15 protein-coding genes are annotated in these 18,818 nt (G+C 53.7%); 9 read left to right on the top strand and 6 right to left on the bottom strand.

Going from position 1 to position 18,818, the window contains the following annotated elements; translation table 11 throughout:
- Window positions 1-25 precede the first annotated feature (25 nt).
- Window positions 26-1,183 carry an FAD-dependent urate hydroxylase HpxO gene (hpxO, locus tag C7434_RS06145; protein ID WP_133745246.1) on the bottom strand — a complete coding sequence of 386 codons (1,158 nt, stop codon included), beginning with the start codon at window positions 1,181-1,183 and terminating at the stop codon, window positions 26-28.
- Between the two features lie 269 nt (window positions 1,184-1,452).
- Between hpxO and C7434_RS06140 the strand changes: the two genes are divergently transcribed.
- Both C7434_RS06140 and ampC read left to right on the top strand, forming a co-directional pair.
- Window positions 1,453-2,634: a glycosyltransferase family 4 protein gene (locus C7434_RS06140; RefSeq protein WP_006119208.1), complete on the top strand. Its 1,182-nt coding sequence runs from the start codon at window positions 1,453-1,455 to the stop codon at window positions 2,632-2,634.
- Window positions 2,635-2,970: 336 nt separating this feature from the next.
- Window positions 2,971-4,113 carry a class C beta-lactamase gene (ampC, locus tag C7434_RS06130; RefSeq protein ID WP_033741721.1) on the top strand — a complete coding sequence of 381 codons (1,143 nt, stop codon included), beginning with the start codon at window positions 2,971-2,973 and terminating at the stop codon, window positions 4,111-4,113.
- A 50-nt stretch (window positions 4,114-4,163) separates the two neighbouring features.
- On the opposite strand, the gene C7434_RS06125 is transcribed toward ampC, so the two are convergent.
- Window positions 4,164-5,057 carry an SDR family oxidoreductase gene (locus tag C7434_RS06125; protein WP_033741719.1) on the bottom strand — a complete coding sequence of 298 codons (894 nt, stop codon included), beginning with the start codon at window positions 5,055-5,057 and terminating at the stop codon, window positions 4,164-4,166.
- A gap of 610 nt (window positions 5,058-5,667) precedes the next feature.
- Here C7434_RS06125 and C7434_RS06120 point away from each other — a divergent pair.
- Window positions 5,668-6,417 carry a LuxR family transcriptional regulator gene (locus tag C7434_RS06120; protein ID WP_039340302.1) on the top strand — a complete coding sequence of 250 codons (750 nt, stop codon included), beginning with the start codon at window positions 5,668-5,670 and terminating at the stop codon, window positions 6,415-6,417.
- Here C7434_RS06120 and C7434_RS06115 read toward each other — a convergent pair.
- The gene (locus C7434_RS06115; RefSeq protein WP_006119202.1) at window positions 6,389-7,021 is read right to left on the bottom strand and encodes an acyl-homoserine-lactone synthase; all 633 of its coding nucleotides are present in this window, start codon (window positions 7,019-7,021) and stop codon (window positions 6,389-6,391) included. The two genes, C7434_RS06120 and C7434_RS06115, sit on opposite strands and share 29 nt — an antisense overlap.
- 521 nt (window positions 7,022-7,542) lie before the next feature.
- Here C7434_RS06115 and C7434_RS06110 point away from each other — a divergent pair.
- Window positions 7,543-8,922: an MFS transporter gene (locus tag C7434_RS06110; protein WP_133745245.1), complete on the top strand. Its 1,380-nt coding sequence runs from the start codon at window positions 7,543-7,545 to the stop codon at window positions 8,920-8,922.
- A gap of 21 nt (window positions 8,923-8,943) precedes the next feature.
- Complete coding sequence (locus C7434_RS06105) at window positions 8,944-11,322, top strand: glycoside hydrolase family 3 N-terminal domain-containing protein (RefSeq protein WP_033741713.1); 2,379 nt, start codon at window positions 8,944-8,946, stop codon at window positions 11,320-11,322.
- 38 nt (window positions 11,323-11,360) lie between these two features.
- Here the strand turns inward: C7434_RS06105 and C7434_RS06100 are convergent, their stop codons facing one another.
- The gene (locus C7434_RS06100) at window positions 11,361-11,813 is read right to left on the bottom strand and encodes a GNAT family N-acetyltransferase (protein ID WP_033741711.1); all 453 of its coding nucleotides are present in this window, start codon (window positions 11,811-11,813) and stop codon (window positions 11,361-11,363) included.
- Window positions 11,814-11,925: 112 nt separating this feature from the next.
- Between C7434_RS06100 and hipB the strand changes: the two genes are divergently transcribed.
- Both hipB and C7434_RS06090 read left to right on the top strand, forming a co-directional pair.
- Window positions 11,926-12,165, top strand: a complete 240-nt coding sequence (gene hipB / locus C7434_RS06095; protein WP_033741710.1) for a type II toxin-antitoxin system antitoxin HipB — start codon at window positions 11,926-11,928, stop codon at window positions 12,163-12,165.
- Complete coding sequence (locus C7434_RS06090; RefSeq protein WP_133745244.1) at window positions 12,165-13,268, top strand: HipA N-terminal domain-containing protein; 1,104 nt, start codon at window positions 12,165-12,167, stop codon at window positions 13,266-13,268. Before hipB ends, C7434_RS06090 begins: the two co-directional genes overlap by 1 nt.
- Before the next feature lie 5 nt (window positions 13,269-13,273).
- Here C7434_RS06090 and C7434_RS06085 read toward each other — a convergent pair whose 3' ends face one another.
- Entirely contained in the window at window positions 13,274-13,690 is a 417-nt protein-coding gene (locus tag C7434_RS06085; protein WP_033741706.1) for a GFA family protein, read from the bottom strand.
- Between the two features lie 97 nt (window positions 13,691-13,787).
- Here C7434_RS06085 and C7434_RS06080 point away from each other — a divergent pair, with 97 nt between their 5' ends.
- Window positions 13,788-14,411 (top strand): FMN-binding negative transcriptional regulator, encoded by a 624-nt coding sequence (locus C7434_RS06080; protein WP_050504986.1) that lies wholly within the window; start codon window positions 13,788-13,790, stop codon window positions 14,409-14,411.
- Window positions 14,412-14,470: 59 nt separating this feature from the next.
- On the opposite strand, the gene kup is transcribed toward C7434_RS06080, so the two are convergent.
- On the bottom strand, window positions 14,471-16,339 hold the full coding sequence (gene kup / locus C7434_RS06075) for a low affinity potassium transporter Kup (protein WP_033741705.1): 1,869 nt from the start codon (window positions 16,337-16,339) through the stop codon (window positions 14,471-14,473).
- Window positions 16,340-17,167: 828 nt separating this feature from the next.
- On the opposite strand from kup, the gene C7434_RS06070 reads away from it, so the two are divergent.
- On the top strand, window positions 17,168-18,811 hold the full coding sequence (locus C7434_RS06070) for a methyl-accepting chemotaxis protein (protein WP_133745243.1): 1,644 nt from the start codon (window positions 17,168-17,170) through the stop codon (window positions 18,809-18,811).
- Window positions 18,812-18,818 lie beyond the last annotated feature (7 nt).

The raw sequence follows: 18,818 nt of genomic DNA, 5'->3' as shown, positions 1-18,818 counted from the left end.
GGCGGAGAATCCGCCCTTTGTTTTTTTACCCCAGCGGACCGCCTTCAATGGTCTCGCACAAGCCCGCCAGTACGCGCTCGCCGGTTTCATTTCTTAATGACTGATACCACTCCGACGTCATCACCGGATCTTTTGCATGCGTGATATCACAACGCTTGCGCGCTTTCAGAACCAGGTCTTTGACACGGTCAACGCGGCGCGCCTGATAACGCAGCAGCGCATCTTCAATGCCAAGCGAATGCGCAGCCAGGGCTGAAGCCAGTACAATGGCATCTTCCATCGCGGCACAGCCGCCCTGACCAATATCCGGCGTGGTGCTGTGCGCGGCATCGCCAAGCAGCACCACCCGGCCTTTCACGAAGCGCTGAAACGGCTCGATATCGTGAATTTCAACCCGGTTGGTGATGTTCACATCAATGGCCGCAATCAGTTTTTGTACCGGGGCTGCCCAGCCGCTGAAATAGCGGCGCAAATCGTCACGCGCGGTAGTGCGGTCCTGTTCCAGCCCCGCAGGCAGCGGGACATCAAAGAAAAAGTAAAAGCGGTTTCCGCTTACCGGCATTAACGATACGCGCTTGCCATCCCCCACAAAGGTTGTCCACTGATCCGCAGGCGCGATGGATTCATCAATGTTCACCAGACCGTTCCAGTTCACATAGCCCGCGTAACGGCGGGGCAGCTTTTCCCCCAGCACATAGTCCCGCACAACAGAGTGCGTGCCGTCTGCCGCGACCAGAAAATCGCCTTCAGCCTGGCTGCTGTCTTCGAAGGTGGCGACAACGCCCGTGGCGTGCTGTTCCACCTGCACGATACGTTTACCAAAATGCACTCTGTCGCGGCCGTAGGCATCCAGTAGCATGGCCTGCAACTCGGCGCGGGCAATCGGATAGGGGAATTCACCTACCTGCTGCACCAGCGGCGATAAACTGAACCGTGTCAGGGTTTCACCCGACAATGTATCCTTATAGGCCATAAAGGCCATATTACCCCCCAGCGCGCGGACTTTGTCTTTCAGGCCCAGCGAATTCAGGCATTTCACGCCATTTGGCCAGACCGAAATCGCAGCGCCGACGGGCCGAATGGTTTTTACCGCCTCATAGACTTCCGTCTGAAAACCCTGTTGCTCCAGCGCGAGGGCCGCCGTCATGCCGCCCATTCCGCCACCGATAACGATCGCTTTCATATGTTCTCTCCTTTGCATTGCGTCATATCTTGCAATTTTTGTTCCAGGCGATGAAAAGGCGGCAACCCGCATGAACAGGGCGCAACTCGCTGATATTGAGGAATAATCTTTCCAGCCTGCACGCAAACCGTGCAAAAGGCCGCACCGCGCCAGTGCAGGAATATTCTGTAAACCACATAAACCACGCGCTTTTAAGATGTTGCCTATGAAACATGCAATTCAGAGCGTGATATAGATCACGCCCTACGACAACGACTTCGGAATCTTTCATGAAAATTGGCATCAGCAATACGCACTATCCGGAGCAGCGCAATATCCTGGTGAATCCGGACAATCACTACATCAACCTGAAAAAGCGCAACCTGTTTTATTTCCTCAATCCGCTGCGTACACGTTTACTCAAGAAGAATAAACGCTTTGTGTTTGTCCCCGTGCCCTTCGCAATAGGGGAGAAGCCCGATATCCTGCATCTGTTTAATGAAGTCGCCATTACGCCCATGAACTGGGTCGCGACCTTCGAGACTGAGCTGCCGCGCGTCCTGCCGGTAGCGGGCGTCGCCAAGCAGGATAATCCTGAACTCAAACAACTGATTCCGTATTTGCTCAAGGATAACTGTTTTGGCCTGATCGCCATTTCCGATGCCACCTTGCATATTCAGATGAAGCTGTTTAAACCCGATGTCGCCGCGAAAATTCGCGCAAAAACGTTGGTGATGCATCCACCGCAAACCCTGTTTACGCAACAGAAGCGCCCACGGCAAAGCGATAAACTCCGCCTGGTGTTCGTTGGCAACGAGTTTTACCGTAAAGGCGGCGCAGAAGTCGTGCTGGCCATCAGCGAGCTGATTGAAACGGGACAGATTGATGCTGGCCAACTCGACGTTCAGTTGATTGGTGAGCTGACGAAACGTCATAATGTTGCCCATCGCGCTTTCCAGGATAACGACGCCTTTTATCGGGACATTGAAGATCGCATCACGCGCCATGCCTGCTTCACGCACCATTCCCGCAAGGATAATCGTGAACTGATGCAGTTGTTCCAGCAAAGCGATGTGGGGTTGCTGCCGACCTGGCAGGAAACCTACGGGTTTTCCGTACTGGAAATGCAGGCCAGCGGCTGTCCGGTATTGACCAGTAACGTTCGTGCGTTGCCTGAAATTAATCCGCCCACCGCCGGTTGGCTGATTGATGGCGAACTCAACGATGACCGCGAATATCAGGTCAACAGCGAAGCCGAGAAACACCGGCTACGTCGGGCATTAATAGACGGCATTAAGACAACCCTGCTGGACATTCTTGCGCAGCCACAGCAGTTAACGGAAAAAGGCGAGGGCGCGATTCTGCGCATCAAGCAGCAGCACGATCCGCGTCAGTATTGCGCCAGACTGAACGATATTTATCGCCGTGGCGTTGTCCAGGCCGTGGAACATCCGCCCGCGCTCTCAATTTAGCAAGATTTACCAGACGTTATGCGTCAGAGTCATCATACTTGTCTGACGCATATCTCTGGAGATCGGTTATGAAAAACTTGTATGCTCTGCTGCTGACCTGCTTCATGGGCAGCAGCGCCCTGGCGCAGCCCGCTCACACGTTTCCCCCTCGCACACCGTTGCCGCAACTCACGCCCGTCGCGGCGAAATGTGATCTCTCCAGTTGTCAGACTCGCTGTTATGTTGAGCAATCTCATTGTAATACGCGAAACTCAAGTGACTGCAGTACTCAGGCACAGCTCTGTGTGCAATCCTGTGCGGCACAGTGTCAATAACCTGTCACCTGAATGAGTACTGATGAAATCTTTTCTCACTGCATTACTGATTGCGTTTACCGCCAGCGCCCAGGCGGCTGACTTGTCGTCTCAGACCATCGCCGAACGGGTGAAAAGCGTGATTGATCCGCTGATGGCGCAGCAGGGCATTCCCGGCATGTCGGTCGGCGTGCTGTATAAAGGTCGCCCTCAGTACATTAACTTTGGTGTGGCCGATACCGCGAGCGACCGGCGGGTAACAGAAAATACGCTGTTCGAACTGGGGTCCGTCAGTAAGACATTCACGGGCGTGCTGGCGGGCGTGCTGATTCGTAACGGTGCGCTGCGTCTGAACGATCCGGTCTCCCGCTACTGGCCCGCGTTAAACGGCCCGCAGTGGCAAAGCCGACGGATGGTCCATCTTGTCACCTACAGCGCAGGCGGACTGCCGTTACATCTGCCCGATGAGGTAACCAGTCAGGATGAACTACTGGCTTACGCGCAGCAGTGGCAACCGGACGCCGCGCCGGGTACACAGCGTCACTATTCTCATGTCAGTATTGGTCTGCTGGGCTATTTGATGGTGAAGGGGGAATTTGAGGAGGCGATGCAAAAGGACGTTATCACGCCGTTGCGGCTGACACGCACCTTTTATACGGTGCCCCCGTCGATGATGTTTGATTACGCCTGGGGTTATCAGGACGGTAAACCGGTACGCGTCTCGCCGGGTATGCTGTCAGCAGAGACCAGCGGCGTGAAGTCCACCGCGCGCGACATGATGGCTTTTATGCAGGCCAATGCGAATCCCAATGGATTGTCGTCCGGGAATACGGCATTGCGCAATGGCATTCTGACCGCGCAGTCTCGTTACCTGCGCGCAGGTGAACGGTATCAGGGGCTGGGGTGGGAAATTTACCCCTGGCCCATTGACAGCCAGACGATTGTTGCCGCCAGTGACACTCAGGCCGCGCTGTCCACACAGCCCGCGACCATTCTGAGCCCGGCTCAACCCATGGATCGCGCCAGTTGGGTGCATAAAACCGGCTCCACAAAGGGCTTTGGTGCCTATATCGCGTTCGTCCCGCAACAAAACAGCGGGGTAATCCTGCTGGCCAATAAAAACTATCCCAATCCGGAGCGTATCAACGCGGCGGTTGCCATCATGGCTATGCTGGCGTCGGACTGAACTAAAAATGGCCGCACAGGGCGGCCATCATATCGACGGAGATCGATGCGTTACACTGTGCCTGTACCGCCGTCTGAACACCACACCTGACCGGAGGCGAAACTGCACTCATCGGAAGCCAGAGTGACATAGAGCGGTGCGATTTCAACCGGTTGACCGGGACGGCCAAGCGGCGCATCAGCACCAAACTGTTCCACTTTTTCCTGCGGCTGGCCGCCACTGGGCTGCAGCGGTGTCCAGTACGGACCTGGCGCAACGGCATTCACGCGGATGCCTTCCGGCCCCAACTGTTTTGCCAGCGCTTTGGTAAAGGCTACATTACAGGCTTTGGTCTGCGCATAATCCAGCAGGATATCGCTGGGTTTAAACGCCTGCACAGATGAGGTATTAATAATCGCTGCACCGCGCGGCAGGTGAGCCAGCGCCGCTTTTGTTAACCAGAAGGGCGCGTAAACATTCGTTTTAAAGGTGGCATCGAAATCTTCGGTGCTCAGCGTACGAATGGATTCATTAAACTGCTGGCGTCCGGCATTATTGACCAGAATATCCAGTCCGCCCAGTTTGTCGGCGGCTTCATTCACCAGTTTCTGGCAAAAGGCTTCAGAGCGCAGATCGCCGGGAATGGCGACGGCTTTACGGCCTTCGGCTTCAATCAGTTTAATCACTTCAGCCGCATCGGACTCTTCTTCTGGCAAATAGTTAATTGCCACATCGGCACCTTCACGTGCATAGGCGATGGCCACAGCGCGACCGATACCGGAATCTCCCCCTGTGATCAGGGCTTTACGGCCAGTCAGACGACCGTGACCACGATAGCTGGTTTCACCGTGGTCGGGTGGCGGGTCCATTTCGCTCGCCAGGCCGGGTGCCTGCTGCGGCTGCTGTCTGAACGGCGGCTTCGGGAAACGATCGGGGTCGAGAATAGCCTTATTTGACGTTGTCATGCGTAAGCTCCTTAAACAGTCGTGTCAGAGAACTTAAGCCTGGCACAGATGTGATTTTTGTCACATTCAAATGCTTATTATTTGCGCTCAGGCAGTTAAAAAACGGCAAAAAGACGTTTTTAATCCCCTGAATTTACCGATAAGCGCAGCGGAAACAGTGGAATATAGGGCCAGCGGGGCCGCATTCAGGGGCGCAGACCAGTCTGACAGGAAACAGAGAGGGCGTGCACGAAAGGGGAATAGCGCCTAAGTGGCTGAGAAACTAGCAGTTATTACGGGAGAAAATAAGAGATTGTATTAACAGTCATTAAGGGGGAGAATTGCTGCAGATTGAGTAACCGTGAATGTTTGTACAAATGTTTCAAAGATGTTACTATGAGTGTCCCGGCCAGCATCACTTTATATTTTGTGACGTCTGGCCGGACGTTTTCCCTGGTGTTGGCTGTTTTAGCGACCTGGCCGTACAGGTCAGGTTTTTTTTTACCGCTAAACAACTGAAGCCATTGTAACCTCTGAATGATTCATTGTAAGTTACTCTTAAGTATCATCTTACCTGTACTATAGTGCAGGTTAAGTCCACGTTAAGTAAAAGAAGCAGCATGGAGCCTGAATGTTTTCTTTTTTCCTTGAAAATCAAACAATAACGGATACGCTTCAGACTTACATACAGAGAAAGTTATCTCCGCTGGGTAGTCCGGATTACGCTTACACTGTTGTGAGCAAAAAAAATCCTTCAAATGTTCTGATTATTTCCAGTTATCCTGACGAATGGATTAGGTTATACCGCGCTAACAACTTTCAGCTGACCGATCCGGTTATTCTCACGGCCTTTAAACGCACCTCGCCGTTTGCCTGGGATGAGAATATTACGCTGATGTCCGACCTGCGGTTCACCAAAATTTTCTCTTTATCCAAGCAATACAACATTGTTAACGGCTTTACCTATGTCCTGCACGACCACATGAACAACCTTGCTCTGTTGTCCGTGATCATTAAAGGCAACGATCAGGCTGCGCTGGAGCAACGCCTTGCTGCCGAACAGGGCACGATGCAGATGCTGCTGATTGATTTTAACGAGCAGATGTACCGCCTGGCCGGTACCGAAGGCGAGCGAGCCCCGGCGTTAAATCAGAGCGCGGACAAAACGATATTTTCCTCGCGTGAAAATGAGGTGTTGTACTGGGCGAGTATGGGCAAAACCTATGCTGAGATAGCCGCTATTACGGGCATTTCTGTGAGTACCGTGAAGTTTCACATCAAGAATGTGGTTGTGAAACTGGGCGTCAGTAACGCCCGACAGGCTATCAGACTGGGTGTAGAACTGGATCTTATCAGACCGGCAGCGTCAGCGGCCAGGTAGTGACTGCGACGGGCGGACAGCCCGTACGTGACACCACATCACCACCGAGTTGCTGCTTGTCATCCTGACCTGCTGGCAGCGTCAGCAAATAGATACGTTCCTTTTCGGTCAGGAAAGCCTCTTTAATGACTTTGATTTGCCAGCCAGAGCGAGTGAGAATTTTCAACATCGCGCGGCTGACAATCGTATAGATATTGCCGTAGGCATTATTTTGCGCCCAGTTCACCATCGCTAAAAACAGGACCTGGCTGATAGGGTAGTGCTCACCTAACAGCGCACGTGCGCGGGCTTTGTCGACAAAAAAACGGCTGGATTCGGTACCATAGGCGGGCAGGGTGACATCACTGAAGCAGTGCTGAAAAGTGTGCGTGATCATGTTGGGACGATCGAGGCTGGTAAAACGTACGCTGCACACTAATTGTCCTTCGCAGATTCCCAGAATATAACGTGTACCGGGCCCATCAAATTCATCGGACTCCATTCCCTGACTGCAAATGACTTCCCATCCCAGACGATCGCTAAATGTTTTCTTGCGAAGTTTATAAAGTTCTTCTGAACGGGTGGTTTGCAGTTCTTCGTAACTGACGTCAAACAGTTCAAGCATTCCATTTCCTCTTAAAAGTTACTGCGGCCCTCGCGGTTATCCTGCACTGATTTTACAAGTTTTTCACTATGACGTTCAGTTAATTAACCATTATTCGAGCGAATGGCGTCGTTTTCTGTCTGTCAATGGGCAGGATAAAGCGTCTCAAGCGGTAAAACTGTCCCTGAAGGGATATTATTTGTCATAACGCGGCAGAACACAATACAAATAGTAACTAAACAATACTATTTCAAAAATGCATATTTTCCCAGTCGGTTTGTGCTAAAGGGGCATTTAACAGATTAATGCCAGATGCACATCGCTATTTTTCATCCCCGGTTCGCGCAAAATTTTATATTAGAGAGTAATCAATATGTCCTGTATCACAAACCACAGAAAAAACTAAAAAACATAATTTGGCTGTTAATTTCGGTAATTGTTGACCTGGCGCAGTTTACTAATACTTGAGCCGGGCCTGCCTGCGCGTGGGCCAGGGATAGCTGATTAAGACAGGTAATTACCGAATTATAAGGCGAATTATAATGACTATATCCTCTGAGCTTAAAACGAAAGAAAAACTGGGTTACGGCATCGGTGATGCCGCCAGTTCGATGGTATGGCAAACCGCCACCTTATTTCTGGCCTATTTTTACACGGATGTGTTCGGCTTACCGGCCGCGATTATGGGCACCATGTTTTTAGTGGTGCGCCTGGCCGATGCGTTTGTCGATCCCTGTATTGGGGCACTGGTCGATCGTACCCGAACCCGTCATGGCCGTTTTCGCCCGTGGCTCATGTGGTTCGCGATTCCGTTCGGCGTCAGTTGCCTGATCACCTTTTACGTGCCGGATGCCGGCCCGACCGCCAAAATTGTCTATGCCTGCGTCACCTATGCAATTCTCAGTTTTATTTATTCTGCTGTCAATGTGCCTTACTGCGCGATGCCCGGAGCCTTGACCCTGGATCCACGCGAGCGCCATTCGCTGCAATCCTGGCGGTTTGCCTGTGCGTTTATCGGCGGACTGGTGGTCACGGTGATCGGCCTGCCGCTGGTCGAATTACTGGGGCAGGGAGACAAGGCAAAGGGTTACCTTTACGCCATGGGCCTGATGGGATTTCTGGGCGTGGTGTTAATCTACTGCTGCTTCTTTATGACGCGTGAGCGTTATTTACCCCACAACGATACAGCGGGGTCAATGTGGTCGGATCTCAAGCTGCTCGCTAAAAACAATCAGTGGCGCATCATTATTATTTTTAACATCCTGCTCCTGACCGCCGTCGTGACGCGCGGCTCATCGACTCTGTATTACATGAATTATGTCTTACGGCGACCTGACCTGGTCTTTACTTTTATTGTGACGGGCATGATAGCCGCATTATGCGGTGCATTTTTATCAGAACGTATATTAGGAAAATTCGACCGCATTCGTGCTTATCAGGTCTGTCTTGTCAGTTTTGTTTTCTTTCTGACGGTCATTTATTTAATTCCACCGTCCCAGGTCTGGTTAATCATTGGGTTGAATATTGTTTTTGGCTTTGTTCAGAATCTGACCACGCCTGTTCAATGGAATATGTTTTCTGACGTCGTGGATTATGAAGAACATCGCAGCGGCAGACGTCTCGACGGCCTGGTTTTCTCAACCGCCTTATTTGCCATCAAATTTGGCCTGGCCATGGGCGGTGCCGTCGTGGGCTGGATCCTCGGTCTGGTGCACTACCAACCCGGTGTCGCTGCACAGTCACCCCAGGTCATTACCACCATCAACCTGATGCATAACATCATCCCCGGCGTGCTGTTTATCGCCATGCTGCTTCTGCTTTTTTTCTACCAACTTAACAGCCCGCGAGTCAATGCGATTGCCGAAGCGCTGGCGGTAAAACGCGCCGCAGAAGCCCGACACGATGCTGAAAACACAATTTGATCTCAGCGAAAGGAGAGAAACATGACCGAGATGTATAAGGATCCTCATCAGCCCATTGACGTACGCGTAGACGATCTGTTGTCGCGCATGACGGCCGAAGAGAAGTTCGCCCAGATGCACGCCTACTGGCTCATCCTGGATGAACAGGGCAATCATCAGCCGCGAAGCGATTTGAGCGATGACTTCACGGGCGTCAGCGAACACACCATCCTGAAGGCGCGGTTAACGCACGGCGTCGGTCAGATTACCCGCCCTTTGGGCACGCACATTGTTGATGCCGTCACTGGCGTGCGTGCCGCGAACCGTTTACAACGCGACCTGGTTGAAGGCTCGCGCCTTGGCATCCCGGCCCTGTTTCATGAGGAGTGCCTCGTGGGTTTACTCTGCAAAGGCGCTACGCTCTTTCCGTCGTCGCTTAACTACGGTTCTACCTGGGATGTCGGGCTGGTGAAACGGGCGGCACAGCATATCGGTGCCGAAGCGCGTTCCGTTGGCTGTAAGCAGGGGCTGGCTCCGGTACTGGATGTGTCACGGGATGTCCGCTGGGGCAGAACGGAAGAAACCTTTGGAGAAGATCCCTGGCTGGTGGGCGTGATGGCAACGGCCTATGTCGAAGGTTTACAGGGCGAGCGGCGCGATCTGCTGGCTACGCTCAAACACTATGCAGGCCATTCATTTAGCGAAGGTGCGCGCAATCATGCGCCTGTCCATCTCGGTTTTTGCGAACTGAACGACACGTTCCTGCTGCCGTTCGAAATGGCCGTAAAGCTGGCTAATGCCGGCTCGGTCATGCCCGCTTACCATGACATCGATAATCAACCCAGCCACAGCGATCGTTTTTTACTGACCGACGTGCTTCGGGAGCAGTGGGGATTCGATGGCCTTATCGTGGCGGACTATGGCGGCGTCAGTTTGCTACATCAGCATCACGGCATTTCGCAGGATGCGGCGGAGTCGGCGGCACTGGCGTTTAATGCCGGTCTGGATGTCGAACTGCCTAAGGATGACTGCGCGCGTCATCTGGCCGAGGCGGTATCCCGTCAACTGCTGTCGATGGAAACGATTGACCGTATTGTCAGCCGTATCCTGACAGAAAAATTTCGCCTGGGGTTATTCGACGATCCATACATCCGTGAAGCGGACATTTGTCTTCAGCACGAGGAAACCCGTCAGGTAGCGCGTACGGTCGCCACACAGTCGATTACGCTGCTGGAAAATAACGGGATTCTGCCGCTGAAAACCGGCGCGCGCGTGGCGGTAGTCGGGCCCTGTGCTGACGATCCGCTGGCTTTGCTGAGCGGCTACAGTTTTCCGGTTCACCTGATCATCAGCGATATGCTGGAAGAAACATCGCAGGTCACCACGCCGCTGGCCGCACTGCAACACTATCTGGGTGAGCAGCAGGTCCGCTATGCCAAAGGGTGCCATATCATTGAAACCCGCACCGCCGGTGCGCCGGTTTTCCCGGGTGACAGCGGGGCGAAACCAATGCAGCAGTCGCCGGTGTCTCAGGATACCGGGTTGATTGACGAGGCGGTTGAGGTTGCCCGACAAAGCGATGTCGTGATTGCCTGCGTGGGGGATCTGGCGGGGCTGTTTCAAAGCGGCACCGTAGGCGAAGGATCGGATACCGACAGCCTGACTCTGCCCGGCGTTCAGCAGCCGCTGCTGGAGGCGCTGGCCGCCACAGGTAAGCCCCTGATTGTGGTGATGACGGGTGGGCGACCTTACAACCTGCAAGGACTGGAGGAGCGCGTCGCGGCCTTTATGCTCGCCTGGGCGCCGGGCCAGGAAGGCGGCTGGGCGATTGCCGATGTGCTGACGGGGCGGGCAGAACCGCAGGGGCGACTGGTGGTCAGTATCCCGAAAAACGTCGGCGCGATGCCGTTCTATTACAACCACAAACTGAAAAGCGGTGGAACGCCCATCGCGTTTCATTTTGGCGCACGCTATCCGTTTGGCTTCGGTCTGGGCTGGACGACGTTCGATTGGGGCGCGCCTCAGCCTGAACAGGATCAGGTCGCGATCGATGGCGAGATCCGCCTGCGGATCACCGTGACCAATCGGGGTGAACGGCAGGGCAGCGAAGTGGTCCAGCTCTATGTTCGTGACCGAATCGCCAGCCGGGTACGCCCGCTTCAGGAACTGAAAGCGTTTCAGCGCGTCACGCTGGCGCCAGGCGCGTCAGCCGAACTGTGCTTTACGCTTCCTGTCGATATGCTCAACTTTACCCGTGGCGATGGTAAACGTATTGTCGAACCGGGTGAGTTCGAGTTGCAGACAGGTTCCTCGTGCCGTGATATTCATGGCGTCAGCACCGTAACGGTAACGGGAGAAACGCGTGTGCTGCCGACACACTGGCGGATGTTAAGCACCTGCTCGGTCAACGTTGCCGACTGAGGCCTTCGCCTGCCCATTAAGCGGATGGGCAGGCGCGTTTAGGTGTGCTCGCACAACGTTTTCGTCAGGTAATGACGCTGCATACCGGCTTCGGGAAAATCCGGCAGCGACATTTTCAGGACATAGCCCTGTTTCTGGTAAAAGGGCAGGGCCTGAAAGCTAAAGGTATCCACTTGTGCGCTGTGGCAGCCTCTGGCCACAGCCGCCTGTTCCGCAGCACGAATCAGCTCACCGCCCAGGCCCGCACCACGTTGGGCTTCACTGACCCACAGGTAATCAATACACAGCCAGCGGCCTTTAATGCTGCCAGCCAGCCCGCCTTGTAACGGCCCCTGATCGTGACGACACATGACCGACAGCGGTCCCCATAACGCCGTGTCAATAAACTGATGATTCCAGGCACGCAGCCCGGTAAAGAGATCCTGCTTGTCCTGCTCACTCAGCGTGTGAGTCACGGTCAGCGGAAAAGCGGGGTTAACGGGCCTGCTCATTTTTGTCCTTATATCCCCTGTAAGGGATAATATTGCCGTTATCAGAAGGGGCATCTACGCTATAAATATCCCCTCTAAGGGATAAATTCTGATAAATGATGGAGCGCGCAAGATGATTTACAGTCCCCGGCAGTTAGCCAATCAGCTAAAACGCCTGCGCCAGCAGCAGGGCTGGACCCAAACCGACCTGGCCAAACGCGTGGGCCTGAAACAGGCAACGCTGTCTCATTTTGAAAATTATCCTGAGTCTACCTCACTGGAAACGCTGTTTAAAATTTTGCAGGCCCTGGATATTGCTCTGGCGCTGCAGATCAAAACGCCCCCGACCACGCCAGCGGAGGATGCCTGGTAATGGCAAAACTCATCGCCTGGATGAACGGTGAGCGGGTCGGAACGTTAATGCAGCATCATGACGGGACGCTGAGCTTCCAGTACGCTGCCAGCTGGCTTCAGCATCCGCTCACCCGGCCTATCTCACTGTCACTGCCGCTGCAACGTGCCGCCCACCACTCAGTCAGGGTGAGCTATTTCTTCGAAAACCTGCTAAGCCCCACCCCATTGACAGAAAAGGAAAAGAACCAGGCTTTCCAGACAAAATCCTGTGGGGTTTTCGCCGTATTGCAAAAAGTGGGATACCGGTTACCGGGTGCACTCATCATGCTGCCGGTAAACCAGCAGCCCGTTGAGCTGGATAATGAATCCATGATGTCCGACATGGCCAGCGCACATACCGACAGCGACAACGCCTTTCTGTGTCTTGCGCTGGCGCGTGAACTGGGCCTGCCTGTACCGGATGCCAGGCCGCTTCGCCAGGAAGGCGGGGGCAGGCAATTGTGCATCACGCGTGACGACCGTCGCTGGAATGCGGACCGGACGCAGTGTTACCGCCTTCCCACCGAAAACCTGTGCCAGGCGCTGGGATTCCCGCCCGCGTGCAGTCATGAACAATCGGGCGGTCCGGGCCTTAAGGCACTGATGGGATTACTGATGGGATCGCGCAGCGCGCTTACCGATCGCGAAGCGATAATGCGTTGCCTGGTATTTCAGTGGTTAACAGGCATCACCAGTCTGGATGCCCGACATATCAGATTGTTCATCGAGCGCGAGGGGAGTTTTCGGCTGGCACCGTTTCGGTGTCTGGTCTCCGCCTGGCCCGCGCTCTCTCAGCGCAAAATGGACCGCGATGACATCCAGTTACCCCTTGGTGTCACTGGCCCGGCGGGCAAGCTGCATCGCATCACGCAGATCGCGCCTTCGCACTTTCTGGCCAGTGCCCGCAGTGTGCGGTTCAGTGAGGAGCAGATGCACGCTATCCTGAATGGCTTTGTATCTGCTTTACCGGCTGCGATGATCCGGGTACGTGACAGCCTGCCAGAAGAGGTTTCTCTGGTGGTGGCCGATGCGATTTTCAGCCATTCATTGCTGATGCTCGAACAGGTCCGTTCGCTGACCTGAAGGGATCATGACGTTTCCGGCTGGTAAATCAGATGTCCCGCCACGCCGCCTTTGCCCCCATCTTTGGGATGGTTCATGCCATCCGTCACGGGAACGGAGGCGAAATCAAAAGGGGAAACGCCTGTCAGGCACGCCGCGTTAACCCCGTACTGTTCGGGATTAGAGCGGCTCTGGTGGAAGGTGTAAATACCACAAACCGAGCAGAAATAATGCACCGCCTGTCCGGAATTGAAGCGGTATTCACTCAGCGCCGCTTTCCCTTTGTGGATCGTCAGCCCCGAAGCAGGGGCAAACACCACCACGGCACCGCGCATCCGGCAAAATGAACAGTTACAGCGTCGGGCCGTATTCAGTCCATCCAGCAGTTCAACAGTAAACGCAACCGCACCACAGTGGCACTGTCCTGAAGTGATTTCTGACATCGCTTGCTCCTTTTTCATCCTGTCACGTTTCGCAGCGTGACAGAGGTGAGGGGTTAATGGCATAAAGACGAAAGGGAATTCAGCCAGGATATTGTGAATGCTTAACGTAAAAGACACCAGCATGACGCCGGAAGAGTGCAGACATTTTCTCACGCAGCACACGTTTGGAACGCTGGTGAGCAGCGATCTGCAAATCAGCCATATTCCGTTTTGCTTCAACGGTGAAAACGTTCTTGAAACACATCTGGCACGCAATAATCCGCAACGGGTTGCGCTGGCGCAGCAGCCGTGCCTGCTGAGCGTTCTGGGTCCGCATGCCTTTATCAGTACGGATTACTATCTGGCGTCACCTGCCGTTCCAACCTGGAACTATGCCGCCGTCAGCGTGAAAGGCATCAGCAGGCTGATGACGCAGGCGGAACTGGGCCAGTCGCTGGACAGAATGTTAGCCGCGTTTCAACCGGGCCTGAGGCAGGATAAACAACGGCTTCCCGATGATTATCAACAAAAACTGATGCAGGGCATCACCGGTGTCAGGATAGAGATTAGCCACATCAGCGGCACGCTGAAGCTTGGGCAGCATCGCCGTCCACCCGAACAGCTTAATGTTTTCCAGCAACTGGCTGCCCAGGGCGGTGCGTATGCGGATTATGCGCGCTTTGCTCAGGACTGGCTGAGCCGCTTCCGGCCAGACGTACTGACCCGTCACCACGGTGCGTAAAGGCTGAGGAGGGAATAAACCGGGCAGCGTCACATGAAGACGCTGCCCGGGGACGTCAATCAAAACTCTTTTTGCCCACCCAGCTCAATGACGCGGTTTGGCGGGATCATAAACTGTTCATGGGCACGTAACGCATTGCGCTGGAAGAAATGGAAGATGGCACCACGGGCATGTGCCAGACCGCGTCGCTTCTTCATCACCAGCGTGTCGTGAGAGGTGAAAAACGACGCCTCATTTAACGTACAGCCAAATCCTTCCAGCCCGCACAGGTGCAACACATCTTTCATGGAAGGCCGTTCATGCCAGCCGTATTCGGCCGTCACCTGCCAGAAGGACGGCGAAAGCTGACGTAGCGCGATGCGCTTCTGGTTATGAACACGCGGCAGGTCAACCGTTTTGATATGCAGAAGAACCGTCCGCTCATGCAGCACCCGGTTGTGTTTCAGGTTATGCAGCAGCGCCTGCGGAATTTCATACTCTTTGCGGGTCAGAAAAATTGCCGTACCGCCAACCCGCATCGGGGGCGAAGCCTCCAGCGAGCTAATCAGGGCTTTTAACCTGACGGGATCGTCAGTCAGACGACGAATGAGCCTTGAACGCTCTCCGCTCCAGATCAGCATCAGCATCAGCATCGTCATCGCCAGCAACACGGGGACCCAGCCGCCCGACAGCAGTTTCATCAGGTTGGAAATAAACAACGGAACGTCGATCGCCAACATACAGAGCAGGAAAACCAGCGCCACGGGCAGTGGCCATTTCCAGTTTTTAAAGGCGACGATACCGGCCAGGCAGGCTGTCAGAACCATGGTGCCGGTCACCACGATGCCGTACGCCGAAGAGAGGGCCGAGGACTGACGGAAGGCCAGGATGACGACGGTCACCGCACCGAAAAGTAACCAGTTCACTACCGGAATGTAGATTTGTCCCGATTCGGTTGCCGAGGTGAAAATGACGCGCATCGGCGGCAAAAAGCCCTGACGAATTGCCTGATGTGTCAGGGTATAAACCCCACTAATGATCGCCTGAGCCGCAATAACGGTGGCCAGCGTCGACAGAATGATTAACGGAATCTGCGCCCAGACCGGGGCCAGGATATAAAACGGGTTTTGTATCGCGGCAGGACTGGCCAGCACCAGCGCCCCCTGACCGAAATAGTTCAGCACCAGAGCAGGCAGGGCAATGATCAGCCACGCCAGCCTGATGGGGGTTTTCCCCAAATGTCCCATGTCAGCATACAGGGCCTCCGCACCGGTCACCGCCAGCACCACCATGCCCAAAGCTGCGAAAGAGAGGGCTTCATGATTCAGCAGAAATTTCAGCGCAAATGCCGGGTTGAGCGCATGAAGAACATGGGGATTCATCAGAATTCCGTGCACGCCCAGTATCGCCAGGGTGATAAACCACACCAGCATAATCGGTCCAAAGACGCGGCTGACCCGTTCAGTGCCGTGTTTTTGAATCACAAATAACAGGGTCAGAATCACCACAGCCAGCGGCACGATATAGCGATCCAGCGCGGGTGCAACAACCTCGATCCCCTCAACGGCAGACAGCACTGAGATGGCCGGCGTGATAATGCCGTCGCCGTAAAAAAAGGCGCCGCCCGTCAAACCGGCAAGCACAATGACGCGGCTGAGCGTGGCGCCAACATTTTGCCGGGCCAGCGACATTAAGGTCAGTATTCCCCCTTCGCCATCGTGATCGGCGCGCATGATGAACATGACATATTTCACCGTCACAATCAGCATCAGTCCCCAGAAGATCAGCGACAGAAAGCCCATCACGGCTTCTTCGGTGACCGCGCCAGAAGGAAGGATAGAAAGACACTCTTTTAAGGTATAAAGCGGGCTGGTACCGATATCACCAAATACGATCCCTGCTGCTGCCAGCATACCGGCTGGAAGGGATTGCTTTTCAGACTGGGCCATTTAATGTCCTGTTGTATTTCACGTCATCATAAGCTTCAAACCGACAGTTACACCGGTTGACGCTGAGCATGACATTACGCGTTTTGCTGTGAATTAGGGAGTAGCTGGTGATGTTATGTACTGCATTTTTACAGCTTTGCGCTTTATTTTTACGGCATTTTTATACAACTGTCGATTTATCCGGCAGTGAGGCCTGACGCTGACCCTTTACCGCTACCGTTTCCCCCTGACGCGTGATTCGCCTGCCAGGTCAACACACGCGGATAAGGTCTCATCTCAACGCTGCCTCCCTCGTAACAGCATGCGGACGCGTCCGTGCACGCTCAGAACAGTTCCTCAAAGTGTAATCAGCCCGTACAGGAAACACCACGCAGCCTCTGCCGTTTTAAAAAAATATTTTTTAATAGTCCTTATTTATGATTAATGTGGCAGGCGATTTTTTAAGGCTAATTAATTTCAAAAAATAAAAGACAAATACGGTGTCGTGGGCAGGGAGTGAAGACGATTTTGCGCTGTCTTTAGCCAACTTTTACTGATTAATGTCGTGCGTCGTTTTAAATAAGGTTGGATAAACGATGGCTGAAAATAAATTTCGTTTATTTTTAATCATTATCACTTCTTCTTTTTAATTTTCCTTTCTGCCTTTAATAGTCAAACTCTCATTCAGCGGGCTAATCTGTTTTTATGAAAATAAACGTTTTGTCCTGATATCGTTGCGACACAGCACCATCTGACATTAATGCTAATGCCTGAAGCGTCGATATATTTATTGCTGGCGTTGTTCAGCATTACTTACAGAATTACCGTCTTAATATTCGGGGTTTTAATATGACTATTACACAGCGACTTTTCCTGACGTTTTCTCTACTCTCCGCCGCCATGGTCGCGATGGTAGTGATCGTCATCATGGTGTTAGCAGGCTTTCAGTCGCGTTTTCAGTACGTGCAAGACAACACGCTACCTTCAATTGTAGACCTTGATAAAATGGTCAACGGCAGTAATCGGGTTAACGTATCGCTTTATCGCCACCAGAGTGCCAAAGATTCGGCTAAGCAGGTTGAGTTCGAAAAAGAAATCGCTGCGAAGATGGATACGCTGAAAGGCCTGACCCTGTTCTATTTAAAAAATGAAATTACCAACGATCAGGATAAGCAGTTAAGTGAACATGCGCTGGCACTGATTAAACAGATCCAGACGCGCTTACCTGCCTTCCTTGAATACTCGCGTTCGCATGATGACGCTCATTCTCTTTCCGCCTTGCAAGGCCCAGACGGTGTGGGGCAGTCTATCCGTGATCTCATTGAGAGTTATCAGAACCAACTGCAGTTTAATGTGCAGGTGGGCGCGGCTTTTCAAAAAGAGAATAACCGCGTTTATCATCAAACCTTATGGGCCTTAATCGCCGGTTCCAGCGTCATTATCCTGATATTGGGCGCGTTATCTGTTCGTACTATATTAAGCATTCGTCGCCATCTGAATGGTATGCGCACAACCATGGAGCACGCCAGCGAGCGGCTTGATTTAACGCTGCGTGCCGATGACGCACGTAAAGATGAAATCGGGTTAACGGCAAAAGCATTTAATGCTTTGGTGGAGAATGTGGCGCAGTCTTTGTCTGCCGTCGAACGGTCCGCCCACTCGGTCAGCACGGCCTCGTCGCAAATTTCAGCCGGTAACGAAGATCTCTCCTCACGAACCGAACAGCAGGCCGCGTCGCTTGAGGAAACGGCGGCCAGCATGTCTGAACTGAGCGAAACGGTTCGTCAGACGGCTGAAAATACCCGTCTTGCCAGCCAGTTGTCTAAAAACGCGCGTGAGATATCCAGTGACAGCTCTGACAAAGTGCACACCATGTTAGGCACCATGACCGACATAAAACAGAGTTCGGAGAAAATCACCGCCATCATCGCGCTGATTGAAGGTGTGGCGTTTCAGACCAATATCCTGGCACTCAACGCCGCCGTTGAGGCCGCCCGTGCCGGCGAGCAGGGGCGTGGCTTTGCCGTGGTGGCCGGTGAAGTGCGTAATCTTGCCCAACGCTCGTCGGCCTCCGCACGGGAGATTAAAGATCTGATCGAATCGTCGATGCGTTATGTGGAAACGGGCGTCAGCCAGGCAGAGCAGGTCGGGGAAAATATGGGGCGCATGAATGATGCAATTCGCCAGGTCACCGATCTGGTTGATGAGATTGCCATTGCGTCTCAGGAGCAGTCGCTGGGCATCAGTCAGGTCCATCAGGCTGTGCATCAGATGGATGACGTTACGCAACAGAACGCCGCGCTGGTGCAGGAAGCGTCATCAGCATCGCGCTCGCTGATGGATCAGGCTGGCGCACTGAATGATCTGGTTGCCGCCTTCGTGCTGACCGAGGCTCCCGCTGTACAGGCGCGCACGGTGGCGCCGCTCAAACCCGCCTTCGCGATGGCGACCGCATCGGCGGCAAATCAGGACGCAAACTGGCAACATTTCTGATGTGTCG

Source organism: Pantoea sp. PNA 14-12 (genome assembly GCF_004364735.1).
In the GTDB taxonomy this organism is placed as follows: Bacteria; Pseudomonadota; Gammaproteobacteria; order Enterobacterales; family Enterobacteriaceae; genus Pantoea; species Pantoea stewartii.
The sequence above is the reverse complement of the archived record's forward strand: the minus strand, read 5'-3'. Positions and strand labels throughout refer to the sequence as shown.